The organism is Amycolatopsis pretoriensis, from assembly GCF_900107925.1.
In the GTDB taxonomy this organism is placed as follows: Bacteria; Actinomycetota; Actinomycetes; order Mycobacteriales; family Pseudonocardiaceae; genus Amycolatopsis; species Amycolatopsis pretoriensis.
In genome coordinates, this window is sequence record NZ_FNUJ01000007.1 from 289,336 (window position 1) to 307,457 (window position 18,122).

Below are 18,122 nucleotides of genomic sequence, written 5' to 3' on the forward strand. Positions count from 1 at the left end.
AAACCGGAGAACTCGGGAACAAGGGGAACACGATGCACAGCGATCTGATGCTCGACGCGGTCCGCGCCGAAGCGGCCTACCGGGCCGAGGAACTGCGGAAGGCCGGGCGCAGCGCCTGGGCCGCCCGCGCCCGCCGCGCCGTCCGCCACCTGCGGGCCACGCGGACCGACGTCACCGTCCCGGCGCAGGAGCGCCGCGAAGCCGCGCGGGAGACCGCCGGCGTCGAAACCGCCCGGTAAGGGGCGGCGAGATGGTGTCAATGGCGATAAGCGGTCGGAAACTGTCGGTGGGGTGAGCAACAATGCTCCTCGTGCCCCGACTCGGCTCCGGAATCCCGCTCGTCGCCCGTACCCACGAGATGCGACGGCTCCGCGCCGCCTTCGCCCGTGCCGAACGCGGCGAGGCCGGCGCGGTGCTGCTCTCGGGGGACGCCGGGGTCGGCAAGACCCGGCTGCTGACCGCGCTCGCCGAGCACGTCGAGGCGTGCGGTGGGCTGGTGCTCACCGGCCGCTGCATCGACGTCCGCGAAGGCGGTCTTCCTTATCTTCCGTTCGCCGAAGCGCTCGCCCCGCTGGGCAGCGCGGCGGACCCGGCGGTGGCCGCGGCGGTGCGGCTGCGCCCCGCGCTCGGGCGGCTCCTGCCGCAGGGCCAGGGCGTCGAAGAGCCCCGCCCGGCCGAACACCCGCCGATGACCTCGAACGACCGGGAGACCATGGTGCGTCCCCGGCCCGAGCAGGATCTCGGTCAGCTGCAGTTGTTCGACGCGGTACTGGGGGTGCTGACCGAGGTTTCCGAGGCGCGCCCGGTGGTGATCCTGCTGGAGGATCTCCACTGGGCCGACGCCTCGACCCGCAACCTGTTGTCCTTCCTGCTCAGCCGGCTGCGCGCGCAGCGGCTGCTGGTCGTGGGCAGCTACCGCGAGGAGGACGTGCACCGGCGCCACCCGCTGCGCGGCCTGCTCTCCGAACTGGTCCGGCTGGCCACCGTCGAGAGCGTCGACCTGCGCCCGTTCGGGGCCGCCGACGCGCGCAAGTTCGTCGAGGCACTGGCCGACGAGCCGATGTCCGCCGACGTCGTGGCCGACATCGTCGCCCGCTCCCAGGGCAACCCGTTCTTCGCCGAGGAGCTGCTCGCCACCCAGACCGAGTGCAACGACCTGCCCGCCGGGCTCGCCGAAGTGCTCCTGTCCCGGCTCGAGCGGCTCTCGCCGGACACGCGGCGGGTCGCCCGGGTGATCTCGGTGGCCAACGAGCCGGTGATGCACGCGGCGCTCGCCGAGGTCTCCGCGCTGGGGGAGCTGGAACTCGACGAGGCCCTGCGCGAAGCCGTCCAGCACCACGTCCTGGTGGTGCTGTCCGACGGCTCCTACACGTTCCGGCACGCGTTGCTGCAGGAAGCGGTGTACGGCGACCTGCTGCCGGGGGAGCGGTCGCGCACGCACGCCGCGTACGCCGCCCGGATCCTGGCGCGGCCGCAGGGCCGCGGCCACGACGCGAAGCTGGCCTACCACTCGATGCAGAGCAGCGACCTGGTCACCGCGCTGCCGGCGCTGCTGCGCGCGATGGACGAGGCCGAGAAGCTCGGCGCGCCCGGATCGGCGCTGCAGCACGTCGAACAGGCACTGTCCATCTGGGACGCCGTGCCGGCCGCCGACCGGCCCGAGGGCTTCGACGAGCTGCGGCTGCTGCACGAGGCGTCCTACTTCGCGGGCACGTCCGGCGAACCCGAGCGGGCGGCCGCGTTCGCGCGCTCGGCCACCCAGGCGCTGACCCCGGAGACGTCGGCCGACCGCGCCGCGAAGACGTGGCGCCGGCTGGCGGAAGCGCTGCTGGCGCTGGAAGGCACCCTGGACGAGGCGGTCGCGGCGATCGACCGGGCGTGGGACCTGGTGAAGGACACCGAGCCGAGCGGCACCCGTGCGTGGGTGCTCGCCAGCCGGGCCGGGTTCCTCCGGATCCTCGAACAGCCGGAGGCGGCGCTCGACAGCGCGCGTACCGCGGTCGCCGACGCGCAAGCGGTCGGGGCGGCGGGTGCGGAAGCGTCGGCGCTGGTCACGCTGGGCACGCTGGCCGACTCGCGGGGCGACGCCACCGAGGCCCGCGAGTGGCTGCGCAAGGCCGAGCAGAAGGCTCGCGATGCCGGAGGACCGAACACCGAGATCCGCGCGATCTACTTCCTCGCGTTGAGCTACGTCGACCAGGCCGAGTTCGCCGAAGCGCTGGAGCACTCTTCACGCGGCGTCGCGCGGGCCGAGGAAGCCGGGCTGAGCTGGAGCACCTTCGGGCTCGAACTGCGGGCGGGGCAGCTGGTCCTGCGGTACGTCATGGGCGACTGGCCGGACGAGAGCGCCGGCCGGGCCGGGCGCGGGGTGTCCAGTGCGGTCGCCGCGCGGATCCAGGCCATCTGGGCGCAGTTCGTCGTGGCCCGCGGCCGGTTCGACGAGGCCGCGAAGCTGATCACCGGGCTGCGGCAGCACTGGACCGCGGACATGCAGATCCCGCTGTCGGCCGGCGGCGCCGGGATCGAGCTGGCGTACTGGCGCGGTGAGCACGCCGAGGGGGTGCGCCGGGCCGAGGACACCATCGGCTGGCTGGAGCGAATCGAACCCGGCCTGCTCGCGGGCATCCGGATGGCCGCCCTCGGCGTGTCCGCCGCGGCCGCGCAGGCCGCCGACGCCCGGGTCCGCGGCGACCAGGCCGCGGCCGGTGCCGCGGTGGCGGCGGGCGAGCGGCTGCTGGCGCACGGCCGGATGTGCTCGGTCGTCGGGCAACCGCGGTCGGGCACGCTCGGGCCGGAGGGCCGGGCCTGGCTGGCCCGGCTGGAGGCGGCGGCGTCCTGCCTGACCGGCCGGGGCGACGCCCGGAAGTGGGCGGCCGCCGCGGCGGCGTTCGGCTACGGCGCGGTCTACGAGCAGGCGGTCTGCCGCTGGCACGAGGCCGAAGCGCTGCTCGCGGCGGACGGTGACGCGGGCCCGGCGCTCGAAGCGGCCCACGCGGTGGCGGTCCGCCTCGGCGCGATCCCGCTGCGCGACGCGGTCCGCGACCTGGCCCACCGTGCCCGCGTCGAACTCGCCGGCGCCGAACCCCTGGCGCCGGTGCGCGCGGTGACGGACCCGCTGACCGACCGCGAACGCGACGTCCTGGAGCGCGTGGCGCTCGGCCGGACGAACCGTCAGGTCGGCGAGGAGCTGTACATCAGCGAGAAGACGGTCAGCGTCCACTTGTCCCGCGTGATGGCGAAACTCGGCGCGAGCCGGCGCGCGGAGGCGGTGGCGATCGCGTACGACCGTGGGCTCCTCACGGCGCCCACGGCCGAACACGCGTGAGGGTCAGCGCGGCAGCCGGCGCAGGGCCTTGAGGCCGAACGTCATGCCGCGCGACCACAGCGAACCCGGCACCCGCTTCGGCGGCCGCAGCGCCAGTCCGCGCTGCAGCGCGATCGACTGGGACTCGGTGTACTTCAGCAGGCCTTCGGAGCCGTTGCGGCGCCCGACCCCCGAGTCCTTCATGCCGCCCATCGGGACGCCGACGCTGCCGAACGTCGCGGCGTACCCCTCGTTGACGTTGACCGTCCCGGCTTTCAGCCGCGCCGCGACCTCCCAGCCCGCGCGGCCGTTGCGCGACCAGACACTCGCGTTGAGCCCGAACGGCGTGTCGTTGGCGCGGTCGATGGCGTCGGTGACGTCGGTGTAGCCGTAGATCGAGACGACCGGCCCGAACGTCTCGTCCGCGAACGGCGCCATGTCCGGGGTGACGCCGGAAAGGACGGTCGGCTCGTAGAACAGCGGCCCGAGGTCCGGCCGGGCGCGGCCGCCGGTGAGCACCGACGCGCCCTTCGCGCGGGCGTCCTCGACGTGCGCCGACACCGCGGCGAGCTGCTCTTGCGAGGTCAGCGACCCCATCTGGGCGTGGTAGTCCAGCGCGCCGCCGAGCTTCACCGCCGCGGTCCGCGCGACGAACGCGCGGGTGAACTCGTCGCGGATGTCCTCGTGGACGTAGATCCGCTCGACCGACACGCACAGCTGGCCCGCCGAGGAGAAGCAAGCGGTCACCGCGCCCGTGGCGGCCTTCGCGATGTCGGCGTCGGGCAGCACGATCATCGGGTTCTTGCCGCCGAGCTCCAGCGAGTACGACGTCAGCCGCTTCGCCACCTGCCCGGCCAGCTCCTTGCCGGTCGGCGTGGAACCGGTGAAGCACAGGTAGTCGGACTCCTCGACCAGCGCCGTGCCGATCTTCGAGCCGCGGCCGAGCACGATCTGCCACGTCCCGGCCGGCAGCCCGGCTTCCTCGGCGAGCTCGTGCAGCCACAGCGCCGACAGCGCGGTCTGGTTGTCCGGCTTCTGCACGACGGCGTTGCCCGCGGCCAGCGCCGGCAGGACGTCCATCGCGGTGAGGGCGAGGGGGTAGTTCCACGGCGAGATGACGCCGACGACGCCCTTGGGGTGGCGGATCTCGCCGGCGCGGGTCAGGCCGGGGATGACCCCGGCGACCCGGCGCGGGGCGAGGATCTTCGCCGCGTGCTTGCCGTAGTAGGCGGCGACCAGGGCCGTCGCGCTGACCTCGTCGAACGCGTCGAGTCGCGCTTTGCCCGCCTCGACCTGGACCAGGTCGAGGACCTCGTCCTGCTTGGCCAGCACGAGGTCGTGCAGCCGGGTGAGGACGCGGGCGCGGTCGGCGGGGGAGCGGTCCGCCCAGGCCCGCTGGGCCGTGCGGGCGCTCCCGAACACCGCGCGGACGTCGGCGTCGGTGGCCTGGGGCAGCGTCGCGATCGGCTGCCCGGTGAAGGGCGCGTGCATGCGGATCGGCGCCGAGTCGGCGCCCCCGGCCACGCGGGCGACGAGCTGGGCCGCCCGCGCCGAGCCGGGCGCCCCGGCGACCCCGCCGACGGTCGGCGGCAACGGGGTGTCTTCGATGGCGTTCGCGGGGGTCGTGCTGGTCATGACGTCTCCGTTCCGCGGCGTCCGGAGGTCCGGGCGCGACGCCGCGCAGGGGTTACCGACGAGTACACCATACCGTCGGTACGTCAGATGTCCAGCCTGATATGAATATCTTTCACGTATTGGGTGGATTCAGCGGCGGGAGCTGGTAGTTCGGCTCGGTCGGGTCCTGCTTCGGCGGCGGGTGGGCCTGCGTCGCGCCGCCGTAGGGGTCTTCGAGCCGCGCCGACAACCCGCCGGGCTGCGACGGCTCCCCGGACTGCGCCGGGAAGGGCTGCGAAGGCGGGCCGCTCTGCGCCGGGAACGGCTGGGACGGCGGCGCGGCGGGGTAGGGCTGCTGCGCCGGGTACGGGGGCTGCGCGCCGGTGTACGGCTGCTGCGGGAACTGCTGCTGCGGCGGTCCCGGGTACGGCCTCGGCTGCTGCTGGTACGGCCCGCCGTACGGCCCCGGCAGCCCGGCCGGCGCGGTGGCGGGCGCCTGCCGTCCGGCCAGCGCCGCGAGGACCAGCGTCACCGCGGCCAGCGCGCCGCCGCCGAGCAGGACCCAGAACCCGAGGCCGGTCGAGTAGAGCGACTTGAGCGTCTGGTCGTCGGACTCGTAGCTCAACGTCGCCGAGACGTCCATGCCGAGCATCCACACCGCCGCGGCCACGCCCGCGCCACCGGCCACCAGCGCCGTCCGGGCACCCGAGCGCACCCCGTTGCCCGCCGAGCGCCGCGCCCCCGCGAACGCCAGGCCGGCGCCGGCCAGCAGCACCAGCGCGCCGGCCGAGAGCGGGATCCCGTAGCGCGCGACGTGGGTGTTCTCGTAGAACTTCCTGGCTTCGTCGCCGGGTTCGACGGCGAACGAGCGCGACCAGGCGCTGATCGTCTGGCTGCTCTCCGTCTTGCCGCTCACGACCTGCTCGAACTTGGTCTGCGGCAGGAACGACCCGGCCAGCACGACGATCGCGGCGAGGACACCGACGATCGCGGCGACGAGCCGCAGGCGCGCGCCGGCGTCGGCGGGCGGCCGTGGCGGTTGCGGCGGCTGCCCCGGGGGAGGGCCGTAGGGGTTCTGGTACGGCGTCGCGGTCACGGAAACTCCCCTCCATCGGGGGGATTGGACCACGAATCCGCCGGGCGGATAAGGGGTATTCCAGCCCTTGCGGTGCCCCGCTGGTCAGCTTGGCGCAGTGGCTGCGTCCTGGTAGAGCAGGACGGCGATCCGCTTCCACTCTTCCAGCAGCTGCCGGCGCCGGTTCGGGTCGCCGCCGAGCTCGGCGTCCAGCGCCAGCCCGCGGGTCAGGTTCACGGTGAGCCAGAACAGCATCTCGGCGCGTTCGGGCGGCAGCTCGCCGGCGACCTGGGTGACGTGCTCGAGCGTGGCGCGTCCGAGCGCGCGGTCGACCGGGCGGATGGCCGCGCGCAGCTCGGGATCGGTGCGGGCGGCGACCCACAGCTCGGTGACGGCGGTCGAGAGCGTGCCCGAGTAGCCGGTCCAGAGCAGGTCGATCGCCGCGGCGACGCCGGTGCCGCCGCTGGGCAGCTCGTCCAGCGAAGCGGCGAGCTGGCGCCGCAGCTTGGTCGTCAAGTGCTCGACGGCGGCCGCCATCAGCTCGGCCTTCGCGGTGAAGTGGTGCTGCACGGCACCCTTCGACACGCCCGCCCGGGCGCAGATCTCCTGCACCGACGTGCGCGCGTACCCGACGTCGACCAGGCAGTCGATGGTCGCGTCGAGCAGCGCCGTGCGGGTCTGTTCGCGCCGCTGCGCCTGGGTCCGGTGCGCCGTCTCGGTCACCGCGGCCTCCCTGCTTTACCTACAGGCCGGTACGGATGTACATTCCGCAGAGAACTTACATGCTGATCGTCATGTTTTCCAGCAGGAGGGTCCCGTGCCGCTTCAACTCCCCAAGAGCTCCTGGATGACCACCGAGCTCGAAGACCTCCGCGAGCTGTCGCGGTCGTTCCTGCAGAAGGAGGCCGTGCCGCACCAGGAGCGCTGGGCGGCCGAGAAGAAGGTCGACCGCGAGCTGTGGACCAAGGCCGGCGACGTCGGCCTGCTCTGCCTGTCGATCCCCGAGGAGTACGGCGGGGGCGGCGGCACGTTCGCGCACGAGGCCGTCCTCTACGAGGAGCAGGCCCGTTCCGGCGACAGCGCGTGGGGCGTCACCGTCCACAACGGAATCGTCGCGCACTACCTGCTCGCCTACGCTTCGGAAGAGAAGAAGCGCGAATGGCTGCCGAAGATGGCCAGCGGCGAGCTGGTCGGCGCGGTCGCCATGACCGAGCCCGGCACCGGCTCGGACCTGCAGGGCATCAAGACGCGCGCGGTCCGCGACGGCGACCACTACGTGATCAACGGCGCGAAGACGTTCATCACCAACGGTTTGCACGCCGGCCTGGTCGTCGTCGCGGTGAAGACCGACCCGGACGCGGGCGCCCAGGGCGTCTCGCTGATCGTGGTCGAGACGGACACGCCGGGCTTCCGCCGCGGCCGCGTGCTCGACAAGGTCGGCCTCAAGGGCCAGGACACCGCCGAGCTGTTCTTCGACGACGTCCGCGTGCCCGCCGCCAACCTGCTCGGCGACGCCGAAGGCCAGGGCTTCTTCCAGCTGATGCTGCAGCTGCCACAGGAACGGCTGATCATCGCCGTCACCGCGGTGGCTGGGCTGGAGGCCGCGGTCGACCTCACGCTCGAGTACACGAAGGAGCGCACGGCGTTCGGCCGGCCGATCTTCGGCTTCCAGAACACGAAGTTCAAGCTCGCCGAGGCCGCCACCGAAGCCGCGGTGTCGCGCGCGTTCCTCGACCAGTGCATCGAACGGCACCTCAAGGGCGAGCTCGACGTCCAGGGCGCGGCGATGGCGAAGCTGTGGACGACCGAGCGCGTCAACAAGGTGATCGACGACTGCGTGCAGCTCTTCGGCGGCTACGGCTACATGACCGAGTACCCGATCGCGCGTGCCTGGGCCGACGTCCGCATCTCGCGGATCTTCGGCGGCACCAGCGAGATCATGAAGGAAATCATCTCCCGCTCGCTCTGAAAGGACCGACCATGAAAGCAGGTCCGCTCAGCGGCCTGAAGGTGGTGGAGCTCGCGGGTCTCGCCCCCGGGCCCTTCGCCGCGATGATCCTCGGTGACCTCGGCGCCGACGTCGTGCGCGTCGACCGTGCGACGCCGGGGAAGGACGTGCTCGGCATCCCGACCGACCCGCTCGCCCGCGGCCGCCGGTCGGTCGGCATCAACACCAAGACGCCCGAAGGCGTCGAACTGGTGCTGAAGCTGTGCGAGACCGCCGACGTCCTCATCGAGCCCTTCCGGCCCGGCGTCGCCGAGCGGATCGGGCTCGGCCCGGACGTCGTGCACGCCCGCAACCCGCGGCTGGTCTACGGCCGGATGACCGGCTGGGGCCAGGACGGCCCGCTGGCGACGGCGGCCGGGCACGACATCAACTACATCGGCATCGCCGGCGCGCTCGAGCCGATCGGGCGCGCGGGCGAGCGGCCGGTGCCACCGCTCAACCTCGTCGGCGACTTCGGCGGCGGCGGGCTGCTGCTGGCGATGGGCATCCTGGCCGCGTTGTACGAACGGAACTCGTCCGGGCGCGGCCAGGTCGTCGACGCGTCGATGGTCGACGGCGCCGCGCTGCTCACCACGAGCCTGCACGGCATGGCCGCCGCCGGGCTCTGGGGCGGCGAACGCGGCGACAACATGCTCGACGGCGGGGCCCCGTTCTACGACACCTACGAGACCGCGGACGGCAAGTACGTCGCCGTCGGCGCGATCGAGATGCGGTTCTGGGGCGACCTGGTGAAGGTCCTCGAACTGGACCCGGATTCGCTGCCGCTGCACGTGGACAAGACGCAGTGGCCGCGCCTGCGCGAAATCCTCGCGACGGCGATCGGCAAGTACACGCGCGACGACCTCGTGGCGCGCGCCGAAGGCACCGACGCGTGCCTGACACCGGTCCTGGCCCCGGGCGAAGCGGCGTCGCACCCGCACAACGCGGCGCGCGGCACGTTCGTCGAGATCGGCGGGATGGTCCAGCCGGCGCCGGCACCGCGGTTCGACCGGACGCCGCCGTCGACGCCGGAAGCCCCGCGTGCCAAGGGATCCGACACCGAAGCGGTGCTGGCGGAACTGGGCGTCACGGACCTCGGGGGCCTGCGTTCGGCGGGGGCGATCGCCTAGTTCTTCGCCAGGTCGGAGCGCACGACCGAGTAGATGACGTGGTCGCGCCACTCGCCGTCGCGGAAGTCGTAGCCGCGAAGGATTCCTTCGCGCGTGAAGCCGGCTTTCTCGAGCGAGCGTTGTTCGGCGCGGTTGCCGACCTCGGTCGTCGCTTCGACCCGGTTGAGCTGGGTGTGGGCGAAGAGGTATTCGACGAGCAGGCGCTGGGCTTGGGTGCCGTAGCCGTGGCCACGCGCTTCGGGGGCCAGGACGAGGCCGGCGTTCCAGCAGTAGGACGTTGGCCCGCTGCGGCTGCGGTGCCAGGAGACGAGCCCGAGGACGCGGCCGCCGAGCGTCGGCACGAGCATGCCGGTCTCGGCGGTGAGCATGCCGGTCTCGAGCCACCGGCGGCGCAGGAAGCCGGGATCGTGCCAGCCGAACCACTGGTGCTCCCCGGCGCCGACGGGATCGTTGGTCAGACGTTCCAGGAGGTCGAGATCGCCTTCGGCCACGGGCCGGAGCACGACTCTGTCGACATCGTCGTCCATCGGGCGACCTTATCGGCCGCTTGACCGGAAACCGCGGGACGGCGCGCGATCCAGCCGGTCCGGTGAACCGGGGTTGCAGACCGTGAACTGAAGGGCACCTTTGTTGCACGAGACGCGCTGAAGGGCACCTTCCTTGCATGAGATGCGCTGAAGGTGCCCTTCAGCCCGCCTCAGCCGAAGCTGCCGTGCCGGCCCTCGCCGCCCGCGAAGCGGGCTGCCCCGTCGACCGCCTCCGCCGCCAGGACCCCCGCGCCCATCGCCGCGGCGAACTCCGCCGTCAGCGCGTCCTCTTCGGACTTCCCCCACTGCTCCAGCGCCGACATCCGGTCGCCGCGCAGACACGTCTGCGGGAACGCCGCCAGCTGGCGCGCCAGCTCCTGCGCCGCGGAAACCGCTTCGCCCGCCGGTACCAGGCGGTTCACCAACCCGATCGAGAACGCTTCCGCCGCGTCCACCGCCCGCCCCGTCAGGATCAGGTCCATCGCCCGGGACTGGCCGATCAGCCGTGGCAGCCGGACCGTCCCGCCGTCGATCAGCGGCACGCCCCAGCGGCGGCAGAACACCCCGAACACCGCCGTGGCGTCCGCGACCCGCAGGTCGCACCACAACGCCAGCTCCAGCCCGCCCGCCACCGCGTGCCCGTGCACGGCCGCGATCACCGGCTTGGACAGCCGCATCCGGGTCGGACCCATCGGGCCGTCCCCGTCCGGGTGGGTGCGGTTCACCCGGTCGGTGCCGATCGCCTTCAGGTCGGCGCCGGCGCAGAAAGCGCCACCCGATCCGGTGAGGACCGCGACCGCGGCTTCCGGGTCCGCGTCGAACTCGCGGAACGCCTCGGCCAGCTCGGCCGCGGTCGGCCCGTCGACGGCGTTGCGGGCGGCCGGGCGGTCGAGGGTGACCGTCGTCACCCCGCCGTCGCGCTCGACCAGCACGTTCCGCGTCATCGCCGCTCCTCAGGGGTTGATCAGGGTGTCTTCCGGGCACGCCTTCCCTAGAGTATTGACGTGGCCACTCCCAGGACGGGCGCGGCGAGCCGGGGAGGAAGCCGATGTCGAGCGGCATGAAGAAAGTTCTCATCGTGGGTGTCGTCGCGCTCGTGCTCTTCTTCCTGATCACCCAGCCCAACCAGTCCGCCGACTTCGTGCACCGCGTCCTCGGCTGGCTCAAGGACGGCGCCGAAGCCATCGTTACGTTCTTCCGGTCGCTCTTCTCCTGACCCGCACGACGTCGCCCACCGGCCCCGCGAACCGCGGCGCCGGCCGTCACCCTGTGTGTTAGCGGACGGTAAATCACTCAGTGTCACGAATCTCGGATTTCGGACCCCGGCACTCGACCATCCGGGTGGATTGCGGCCGAAAACGCGCAGGTCGGCGAATTCGTGGCTGCCGGGGTCTGGCGAAGGAGACCACCCCGGCCCTACGGTGCTCACATTGCGTGATCGGGTGGTTCGCCCTCCCCCCGGAGACCCCCGGTACGCAGGCAGTTTCCACTCAGCAAGGTGCAGGTTGGTGCGTGCGGCACCACCGCGTGGGACAGGCGTCAGGGCCTGTCCGTCGGGGACCTACAAGGAGGCAGGGATGACCGGAGATCCCGGAGTGGACGCGCTGATCCGGCAGTGGGCAGCCGAGCGCGAGCAGACCCCCGAAGAGCAGGAGGTCGACCGCATCGCGTCCGCGTGGCTGGCCGACGCGCCGGCGCAGGCCCCGGGCATCCCCGGCCAGCGCGCCCGGACCGGGCAGTCCCGGTTCGTCCCCGTCGAGTCGGCCGATCCCGGCTACCTCGCGGCGATGCGCAGCCGCCTGCCGGACGTGCCCGAAGAGCTCCTCACCGCCGCCGCGGGCTGGTGGCAGATGGTCGGCGGCGTCGCCGAGGCCGAGGAGTGGTGGAACGCCGGCATCAGCCCGCTCGACCAGCGGGCCCTCGACTACCGGGCGGCCGGGCTCGCGCCGTCCGACCTGAGCCGCCGGCTCGGGCCGATGACCGTCCTGCAGCACCTGCGCCGCGGCAGCGCCCCGGCCTGGTGCGTCGCGCGGCTCGCGCGGCAGCAGAAGTCCGCCTGACGTTTCACACGGCCGGGTGAACCGGCGTGGTGAGAGGATTTCGGCGACCCGCGTAACGCTAACCTGCGCGGGCTCGTTGACACTTCGTCGACACCACGCTGGAGAACCGGAGTTTCGTGCGCACCAAGACCGGAAAGACCGAGGACGACCCGATCGGCGCGAGCGTCGAGGAAGCCGCCCCCGCCGAACCGGCACGGCGCTCTCCTGGTGTGGCCGTCCTCACCCGGCTGATCGTGGTCCTCGCCGTGCTGGCCGTGGCCGGCGGCGGGGTCTGGCTGGTCACCCGTGCCTCGACGCCGGAAGCCGGCCCTCTCACCACCGAAATCCCCGCCCTGCAGGTCAAGGCGGCCGACGTCCGGCCGGGCTCGGTCGCGCCGGCCGGTGGGGCGGTCGCGGGCGGGGCCGAGCAGCAGACGTCACCCCAGCAGGCCCGCAGCACCGGCCCGGCGACGCTGGCGCAGTGGGCGAGCCAGGTCGCGGCGGCGTCCGGCGTCCCGGCACGCGCGTTGCAGGCGTACGGCAACGCCGAGCTGGCGATGCGCGCGGACCAGCCGAAGTGCAAGATCTCGTGGGCGACGCTCGCCGGCATCGGCCGGATCGAGTCCAACCACGGCCAGTACGCGGGCGCGGTCCTGGGTGCGGACGGCCGCCCGTCCAAGCCGATCATCGGCGTCCCGCTCGACGGGTCGGCGGGCGTCCAGGCGATCGGCGACACCGACGGCGGCCGCTACGACGGTGACGCGGGGGTGGACCGCGCGGTCGGCCCGATGCAGTTCATCCCGAGCACCTGGCGCAAGTGGGCCTCCGACGGCAACGGCGACGGCCTCGGCGACCCCCAGCAGATCGACGACGCGGCCCTGGCGGCGGCGCGGTACCTGTGCGCGGGCGGGCGGGACATGGCCGGCCCTTCGGGGTGGTGGGCCGGGATCCTGTCGTACAACAACTCGACGGAGTACGCGCAGAAGGTGTTCGGGCTGGCGGACGGGTACGCGAAGGCGGCCCAGTCGGTGCGCAAGCAGGGCTGAGAGCCGGGCCACCCCGGTCGCGCCTCGGCCGCCGCCCCTCAGCCGTCCAGTGCTAGCGTCGGAGCGTGCCAGCTTCCCCGCCACCGGCCGTGTCCCCCTGGGGGCGGCGGATCGCGATCATCGCGACCTGCCTGGTGAGCCTGCTCGTCTGCTGCGGGCTCGCCTGGTGGCAGTGGGACCGCTTCACCTCCGCGAACGGCACCTTCCAGAACCTCGGCTACGTCCTGCAGTGGCCGCTGTTCGGGCTGTTCCCCGCCTTCATGTTCTGGCGGATCCGCAAGCTCCGGATGAAGGCCGAAGCCGATGGCACCACCGACGAGACGCCGAAGCCGGCCCCCGTCGCCGAGGTGCCCGCTCCCCGTCCCCGCCCGGACGCGCAGGTCACGGACGAGGACGAAGAGCTGGCCGCGTACAACCGGTACCTACGCGAGCTGAACGCCCGCGACCAGCAGGCCGCCGAGTAACAGCAGCACAGTGAGGACGACCCGATGACCACCAGCACCGAAGGTGCCGCGCAGACCGCGGTGCCGCTCACCGGCCCCCTGGTCCGGTTCCGCACCGCCGCCTACGTCACCGGCGTCGGGCTGCTCGGCCTGTGCTTCGTGATGGTGCTGCGCTACGTCTTCGACAACCCGACGCCGTCGGCGGTCTACTCGCCGATCCACGGCGTCCTCTACATGATCTACCTGGTGCTGACCATCGACCTGGCGATCAAGGCCCGCTGGTCGATCAAGGGCACCGTGCTGGTGCTGCTGGCCGGCTGCGTCCCGTTCGTCTCGTTCCTCGTCGAGCGCCGGGTGACGCACAAGGTCAAGGCCGGGCAGAAGCTGTAACCCGCCGGAAGGTCAGCGCCACCAGGACCGTCCCCGCGGCGAACACCGCGGCCGTCGCGAACGCGGCCGTCATGCCGTCGACCGTGAGCTGAGCTCCCGTCGTGCCCGCCGAGCGGGTCGCCGCGCCGAACACCGTGATCAGCACCCCGAGCCCGAGCGTGCTGCCGACCTGCTGCATCGTCTGCAGCACGCCGCCCGCGGCACCCGCGTCCTCGGTCGGCACCGTGGCCATCACGATCACGTTGAGCGGCGCGAACGCCAGCCCGCCGCCGAGGCCCATCAGCAGCAGCGGCCCGAGCAACGCCGGGAAGTACGCGCTGTCGGTGGTGAGCAGCGCCAGCCAGCCGACCCCGGCCAGCATCAGCAGGGACCCCGTGACGGACAGGGGCTTCGGGCCGTACCGGGGGAGCAGCCGCGGCACGAGCCGGCTCATCGTGAAGATCAGCGCCGCCATCGGCAGGAACGCGAATCCCGTCGCCAGCGCGGCGTAGTGCCGGATGTCCTGCATGAACTGGGTGAGGAAGAAGAACATCGACATCATCGCCATCGGCCCGAGGAAGAAGTTGACGTAGGCCGCGCTGCGGTTGCGGTCGGCGAACAGCCGCAAGGGGACCAGCGGCATCGCGGTGCGGGCCTCGATGGCGACGAACCCGGCCAGCAGCACGAGGCCGGCGGCGAGCGAGCCGAGCGTCACCGGGTTGCCCCAGCCGTCGGACGCCGCGTGGGTGAAGGCGAACACGAGCGAGCCGACGCCGAGGGTGCCGGTGACCGCGCCGGGCAGGTCGAGGTGCGCGCGCCGCCGTTCGGGTTCCGGTACGAACCGCGGGGCCAGCAGCACGATCGCCAGGCCGAACGGGACGTTGATGAACAGCGCCGCGCGCCACGAGATCCACTCGGTGAGCAGGCCGCCGACGATCAGGCCGATGGCGAAGCCGCCGCTGGACATCGCGGAGAACAGCGCCAGCGCGCGGACCCGGGCCTTGGCTTCGGTGAACGTCGTCGTGACCAGGGCCAGGGTGCTCGGGCCGGCCATCGCGGCGCCGACGCCCTGCAGGACGCGGGCGGCGATGAGCAGCGCGGCCGAGCCGGCGAGGCCGCCGGCCAGCGACGCGACGGTGAACAGCGCGGTGCCCGCGACGAACATCCGGCGCCGCCCGAACAGGTCGCCCGCCCGGCCGCCGAGCAGCAGCAGGCCGCCGAAGACGAGGCTGTAGGCCGTCATCACCCAGGACAGGCCGGTGGGGGTGAACCCCAGGTCGGCCTGGATGCGCGGGAGCGCGACGTTCATGACGGTCGCGTCGAGGATGAGCATGAGCTGGCAGGTCAGGATGATGGCCAGGACCAGCCCGCTGCGGCGCGCCGGGGCAGGCGCGACCGCACGATGGATCGTCTGCTGGGACAAGGGATACTCCCCCGAGGAGTAAGAGAGCGAAGCGGAGAATTTCTCCGCTTGCGTGTGATCCGATAATATGGAGAGCGTCTCCGGATGCGCAAGTGAATTCGGAGAATCTCTCCGGTTGAGTGGCGAGGAGGCCGGGATGCCGGGTGCGGACTCGGAGCGTCCGATGCGGGCGGACGCGCGGCGCAACTACGAACGCATCGTCGCGACGGCGAAGGACCTCTTCACCGCGCAGGGGGCCGACGTGCCGCTGGACGACGTCGCGAAGAAGGCGGGCGTCGGCGCGGGGACCCTGTACCGGCACTTCCCGACGCGGGAGAAGCTGTTCGAAGCGGTCTACCGCGACGAGATCGAGGTGCTCGCCGACCGCGCGTACGTCCTGCACGACGAGCTGCCGCCGTGGGAGGCCCTCGAAGCCTGGCTGGGGGAGCAGGTCACCTGGGTCGTGGAGCGGCACAAGCTCGCCACGATCCTCAAGGAGTCGATCGACTCGGGCTCGGAGACCTTCCAGTACTGCCAGGTCCGGCTGCGCGAGGCGGTCGGGGTGCTGGTCGACGCGGCCGCGGGGCTGATCCGGCCCGACGTCGCGGGGCCCGACGTGCTCCGGCTCGGGCACGGCGCCGGGATGGCCGTGCGCAACTGCAGCCCGGAGGACGGCAAGCGGGTGCTGACGGTGATCCTGGACGGCCTGCGCGCGTGACGCAGGCCGTCCGGGGGGACTAGCTGCCGATCCCGGTGAGGGACCGGACCTCCATCTCGGCGTGCTTGTCCGCGTCCGCCTTCGGCCGGCCGACGAGGGTGCCGACGAACCCGCAGAGGAACGAGAACGGGATCGACACCAGGCCCGGGTTCTTCAGCGGGAACCAGGCGAAGTCGATGCTCTTGAAGATCGCGTCCGGGGCGCCCGAGACGACCGGCGAGAAGAGCACCAGGATCAGGCTCGCGGCGAGGCCGCCGTAGATGCCCCACAGCGTGCCGGTTGTGTTGAACCGCTTCCAGAACAACGAATACAGCAGCGTTGAGAGGTTCGCCGACGCCGCCACCGCGAACGCCAGCGCCACCAGGAACGCGATGTTCTGCCCGTTCGCCAGCACGCCGCCGACGATGGCCAGCGCCCCGACCACGATCGCGGTCAGCCGCGCCACCCGGACCTCGTCCGCCGGTTCCGCCTTGCCCTGCTTGAAGATGTTCGCGTAGACGTCGTGGGCGAAGGACGCCGACGCGGTGATCGTCAGCCCGGCCACCACCGCGAGGATCGTCGCGAACGCCACCGCGGCGATGATGCCGAGCAGCAGCGTCCCGCCGACGTGCAGCGCCAGCAGTGGGGCCGCCGAGTTCTCCCCGCCGGGCGCGGCCTTGATCTCGTCCGCGCCGACCAGCGCGGCCGCGCCGAAGCCGATCACCAGCGTGCACAGGTAGAAGAGGAACATGCACGCCGTCGCCCAGACGACGCTTCGCCGCGCCTCGCGCGAGTTCGGCACGGTGTAGAAGCGCATCAGCACGTGCGGCAGCGCCGCCGCGCCGAGCACCAGCGCCAAGGCCAGCGACACGAAGTCCAGCTTGGTGGTGCCGTTCTTGCCGTACGAGCCGCCCGGCTCGAGGAGCTTGTCGCCCAGCGGGCTGTTCTCCGCCGCCGACGAGAGCAGGTTCGAGAACGAGAAGCCGAACTTGCCGAACAGGAACACGGTCAGCAGCGCGCCGCACAGCAGCAGGATGGTCGCCTTGATGATCTGCACCCACGTGGTGCCCTTCATCCCGCCGACCAGCACGTACAGCACCATGACCAGCCCGACGACGCCGATCACCAGCGCCTGGCCGAGCTTGGAGTGCACGTTCAGCAGCAGGGCGACCAGGCCGCCCGCGCCCGCCATCTGCGCCAGCATGTAGAAGAAGGAGATGACCAGCGTCGACGTCGCCGCCGCCGCGCGGACCGGGCGCTGCTTCATCCGGAAGCTCAGGACATCGCCCATCGTGAACCGGCCGGTGTTGCGCAGCAGCTCGGCGATCAGCAGCAGGTCGACCAGCCAGGCGACGAGGAAGCCGATCGAGTAGAGGAAGCCGTCGTAGCCGTGCATCGCGATGGCGCCGGCGATGCCGAGGAACGACGCGGCCGAGAGGAAGTCGCCCGAGAGCGCGATGCCGTTCTGGCGGCCGGTGAACGCGCTGCCCGCGGCGTAGTAGTCGGCCGTCGAGGAGTTCCGGGAGCTGGCCCGGTAGACGACGTAGAGCGTGATCGCCACGAACAGGGCGAACACGACGGTGTTGACCAGCGGGTTGCTGGCCGGGGCGGCTTCGGCGGCGAGCGCGGTCATCGGCGGGGTCCTTCCGGCAGGCCCGCGCGGGCCCGCAGCTCGGCGACGCGCGGGTCGACGTGGCGGCGCGCGTAGCGGAGGTAGAGCCAGGTGACCAGCGCCGTGCTGGCGAACTGGCCGATGCCGAGCACGATGCCGACGTTGACCTGGCCGAACACCTTGCGGCTCATGAAGTCGTGGGCGTACGCGGCGAGCAGCACGTACGTCATGTACCAGGCGAAGAAGGCGAAGCTCATCGGGAAGACGAAGGCCCGGAACCGCCGCCGCAGCGAGACGAACTCGGGGCTGGCCTGGATCCCGGCGTAGTCGGGACCCGTCGGGGGAGCGGGTCGTCGGTGCTGGGTGCCGGGCGGGCGGTCTCCGGTGAACAGGGCCGGCATCTGGCCGGTCTCCTCCATCGGGTTGCCCGCCGCGGGACGCGCGACGTCGTACATGGGTGCCTCCGGCAGAGTGCCTCCGTGGTGGCGGGCCCCGGGGGACACCTGCGGGCAGGGTCCGGGCCGCCCTTGCGGACTGCGAGGCGAACATCGTAACTAGGCCGTCCGGCGGACACCGGAGGCGGCCGGTCGATCTCCGCGTGCGGAAGCGGTGGTATTCGATTTCCCGTCGAAAGCGTCGAATACCCGATCGCCACAAGATCACGGGCAGATCACCCGTCATGATGAAAAGAATTGTGACCGGCCGTTGTCGCATCCGGCCTACGCTGCGGCGAACGGGTTAACTGTCCTGGACGATCGTCCAAATCGATCACTCAGCGTGGCTGACGTAGCCTTCATCGCGCCGGAGAGTGTCGCTCGTGGGTGGGCGTGGCGGCGAAGATCCACTGGTCAACCCGCGGTCTCGAAAGAAATCACCA

Annotated in this window: 18 protein-coding genes; 10 read left to right on the forward strand and 8 right to left on the reverse strand. The window is 72.1% G+C overall.

Annotation, left to right across the window (positions count from 1 at the left end):
* Positions 1–32 precede the first annotated feature (32 nt).
* On the forward strand, positions 33–239 hold the full coding sequence (locus BLV96_RS31100; RefSeq protein WP_086678776.1) for a hypothetical protein: 207 nt from the start codon (positions 33–35) through the stop codon (positions 237–239).
* 62 nt (positions 240–301) lie between these two features.
* The gene (locus tag BLV96_RS31105; RefSeq protein WP_086678777.1) at positions 302–3,325 is read left to right on the forward strand and encodes a helix-turn-helix transcriptional regulator; all 3,024 of its coding nucleotides are present in this window, start codon (positions 302–304) and stop codon (positions 3,323–3,325) included.
* 3 nt (positions 3,326–3,328) lie between these two features.
* Here the strand turns inward: BLV96_RS31105 and BLV96_RS31110 are convergent, their stop codons facing one another.
* The 3 genes from BLV96_RS31110 to BLV96_RS31120 all read right to left on the reverse strand — a co-directional run bounded on the left by BLV96_RS31110 (position 3,329) and on the right by BLV96_RS31120 (position 6,716).
* A complete protein-coding gene (locus BLV96_RS31110) occupies positions 3,329–4,939 on the reverse strand; it encodes a succinic semialdehyde dehydrogenase (RefSeq protein ID WP_091389728.1) in 1,611 nt (536 codons plus the stop codon).
* A gap of 112 nt (positions 4,940–5,051) precedes the next feature.
* Positions 5,052–6,014 carry a hypothetical protein gene (locus BLV96_RS31115; protein WP_091389732.1) on the reverse strand — a complete coding sequence of 321 codons (963 nt, stop codon included), beginning with the start codon at positions 6,012–6,014 and terminating at the stop codon, positions 5,052–5,054.
* Between the two features lie 84 nt (positions 6,015–6,098).
* Positions 6,099–6,716, reverse strand: coding sequence for a TetR/AcrR family transcriptional regulator (locus BLV96_RS31120; RefSeq protein ID WP_091389735.1), 618 nt, complete (start codon positions 6,714–6,716; stop codon positions 6,099–6,101).
* A gap of 94 nt (positions 6,717–6,810) precedes the next feature.
* Here BLV96_RS31120 and BLV96_RS31125 point away from each other — a divergent pair, with 94 nt between their 5' ends.
* Together BLV96_RS31125 and BLV96_RS31130 are read left to right on the forward strand one after the other, a co-directional pair.
* Positions 6,811–7,962, forward strand: a complete 1,152-nt coding sequence (locus BLV96_RS31125; RefSeq protein WP_091389738.1) for an acyl-CoA dehydrogenase family protein — start codon at positions 6,811–6,813, stop codon at positions 7,960–7,962.
* A gap of 11 nt (positions 7,963–7,973) precedes the next feature.
* Positions 7,974–9,110, forward strand: a complete 1,137-nt coding sequence (locus tag BLV96_RS31130; protein ID WP_091389741.1) for a CaiB/BaiF CoA transferase family protein — start codon at positions 7,974–7,976, stop codon at positions 9,108–9,110.
* Here the strand turns inward: BLV96_RS31130 and BLV96_RS31135 are convergent.
* Positions 9,107–9,637 (reverse strand): GNAT family N-acetyltransferase, encoded by a 531-nt coding sequence (locus BLV96_RS31135; protein ID WP_091389743.1) that lies wholly within the window; start codon positions 9,635–9,637, stop codon positions 9,107–9,109. The genes BLV96_RS31130 and BLV96_RS31135 overlap by 4 nt on opposite strands.
* A gap of 170 nt (positions 9,638–9,807) precedes the next feature.
* Positions 9,808–10,581, reverse strand: coding sequence for a crotonase/enoyl-CoA hydratase family protein (locus tag BLV96_RS31140; RefSeq protein WP_091389746.1), 774 nt, complete (start codon positions 10,579–10,581; stop codon positions 9,808–9,810).
* A 116-nt stretch (positions 10,582–10,697) separates the two neighbouring features.
* Here BLV96_RS31140 and BLV96_RS50005 point away from each other — a divergent pair, with 116 nt between their 5' ends.
* The 5 genes from BLV96_RS50005 (at position 10,698) to BLV96_RS31160 (ending at position 13,555) form a co-directional block, all read left to right on the forward strand.
* Positions 10,698–10,853 carry a hypothetical protein gene (locus BLV96_RS50005; protein ID WP_167379779.1) on the forward strand — a complete coding sequence of 52 codons (156 nt, stop codon included), beginning with the start codon at positions 10,698–10,700 and terminating at the stop codon, positions 10,851–10,853.
* Positions 10,854–11,214: 361 nt separating this feature from the next.
* Positions 11,215–11,697, forward strand: coding sequence for a transcriptional regulator (locus BLV96_RS31145; protein ID WP_091389749.1), 483 nt, complete (start codon positions 11,215–11,217; stop codon positions 11,695–11,697).
* 116 nt (positions 11,698–11,813) lie between these two features.
* On the forward strand, positions 11,814–12,722 hold the full coding sequence (locus tag BLV96_RS31150; protein WP_091389750.1) for a lytic transglycosylase domain-containing protein: 909 nt from the start codon (positions 11,814–11,816) through the stop codon (positions 12,720–12,722).
* A 65-nt stretch (positions 12,723–12,787) separates the two neighbouring features.
* Positions 12,788–13,186, forward strand: coding sequence for a hypothetical protein (locus tag BLV96_RS31155; RefSeq protein ID WP_425266203.1), 399 nt, complete (start codon positions 12,788–12,790; stop codon positions 13,184–13,186).
* Between the two features lie 24 nt (positions 13,187–13,210).
* A complete protein-coding gene (locus BLV96_RS31160) occupies positions 13,211–13,555 on the forward strand; it encodes a DUF3817 domain-containing protein (RefSeq protein ID WP_086678653.1) in 345 nt (114 codons plus the stop codon).
* Here the strand turns inward: BLV96_RS31160 and BLV96_RS31165 are convergent.
* Positions 13,533–14,957 carry an MFS transporter gene (locus BLV96_RS31165; protein ID WP_086678654.1) on the reverse strand — a complete coding sequence of 475 codons (1,425 nt, stop codon included), beginning with the start codon at positions 14,955–14,957 and terminating at the stop codon, positions 13,533–13,535. The genes BLV96_RS31160 and BLV96_RS31165 overlap by 23 nt on opposite strands.
* A 136-nt stretch (positions 14,958–15,093) precedes the next feature.
* Between BLV96_RS31165 and BLV96_RS31170 the strand changes: the two genes are divergently transcribed.
* Positions 15,094–15,654: a TetR/AcrR family transcriptional regulator gene (locus BLV96_RS31170; RefSeq protein ID WP_086678655.1), complete on the forward strand. Its 561-nt coding sequence runs from the start codon at positions 15,094–15,096 to the stop codon at positions 15,652–15,654.
* Positions 15,655–15,673: 19 nt separating this feature from the next.
* Here the strand turns inward: BLV96_RS31170 and BLV96_RS31175 are convergent, their stop codons facing one another.
* Positions 15,674–17,266, reverse strand: a complete 1,593-nt coding sequence (locus BLV96_RS31175; RefSeq protein WP_086678656.1) for a solute symporter family protein — start codon at positions 17,264–17,266, stop codon at positions 15,674–15,676.
* The gene (locus BLV96_RS31180; protein ID WP_086678657.1) at positions 17,263–17,700 is read right to left on the reverse strand and encodes a DUF485 domain-containing protein; all 438 of its coding nucleotides are present in this window, start codon (positions 17,698–17,700) and stop codon (positions 17,263–17,265) included. The genes BLV96_RS31175 and BLV96_RS31180 overlap by 4 nt, the downstream gene beginning before the upstream one ends.
* Between the last annotated feature and the right edge of the window lie 422 nt (positions 17,701–18,122).

Bases quoted from the DNA above. Each gene is read 5' to 3' on its own strand.
- BLV96_RS31100 (WP_086678776.1), top strand. From the start codon at position 33: ATGCACAGCGATCTGATGCTCGACGCGGTCCGCGCCGAAGCGGCCTAC.
- BLV96_RS31105 (WP_086678777.1), top strand. From the start codon at position 302: ATGCTCCTCGTGCCCCGACTCGGCTCCGGAATCCCGCTCGTCGCCCGT.
- BLV96_RS31110 (WP_091389728.1), bottom strand. From the start codon at position 4,939: ATGACCAGCACGACCCCCGCGAACGCCATCGAAGACACCCCGTTGCCG.
- BLV96_RS31130 (WP_091389741.1), top strand. From the start codon at position 7,974: ATGAAAGCAGGTCCGCTCAGCGGCCTGAAGGTGGTGGAGCTCGCGGGT.
- BLV96_RS31135 (WP_091389743.1), bottom strand. From the start codon at position 9,637: ATGGACGACGATGTCGACAGAGTCGTGCTCCGGCCCGTGGCCGAAGGC.
- BLV96_RS31140 (WP_091389746.1), bottom strand. From the start codon at position 10,581: ATGACGCGGAACGTGCTGGTCGAGCGCGACGGCGGGGTGACGACGGTC.
- BLV96_RS50005 (WP_167379779.1), top strand. From the start codon at position 10,698: ATGAAGAAAGTTCTCATCGTGGGTGTCGTCGCGCTCGTGCTCTTCTTC.
- BLV96_RS31145 (WP_091389749.1), top strand. From the start codon at position 11,215: ATGACCGGAGATCCCGGAGTGGACGCGCTGATCCGGCAGTGGGCAGCC.
- BLV96_RS31160 (WP_086678653.1), top strand. From the start codon at position 13,211: ATGACCACCAGCACCGAAGGTGCCGCGCAGACCGCGGTGCCGCTCACC.
- BLV96_RS31170 (WP_086678655.1), top strand. From the start codon at position 15,094: ATGCCGGGTGCGGACTCGGAGCGTCCGATGCGGGCGGACGCGCGGCGC.
- BLV96_RS31175 (WP_086678656.1), bottom strand. From the start codon at position 17,266: ATGACCGCGCTCGCCGCCGAAGCCGCCCCGGCCAGCAACCCGCTGGTC.
- BLV96_RS31180 (WP_086678657.1), bottom strand. From the start codon at position 17,700: ATGTACGACGTCGCGCGTCCCGCGGCGGGCAACCCGATGGAGGAGACC.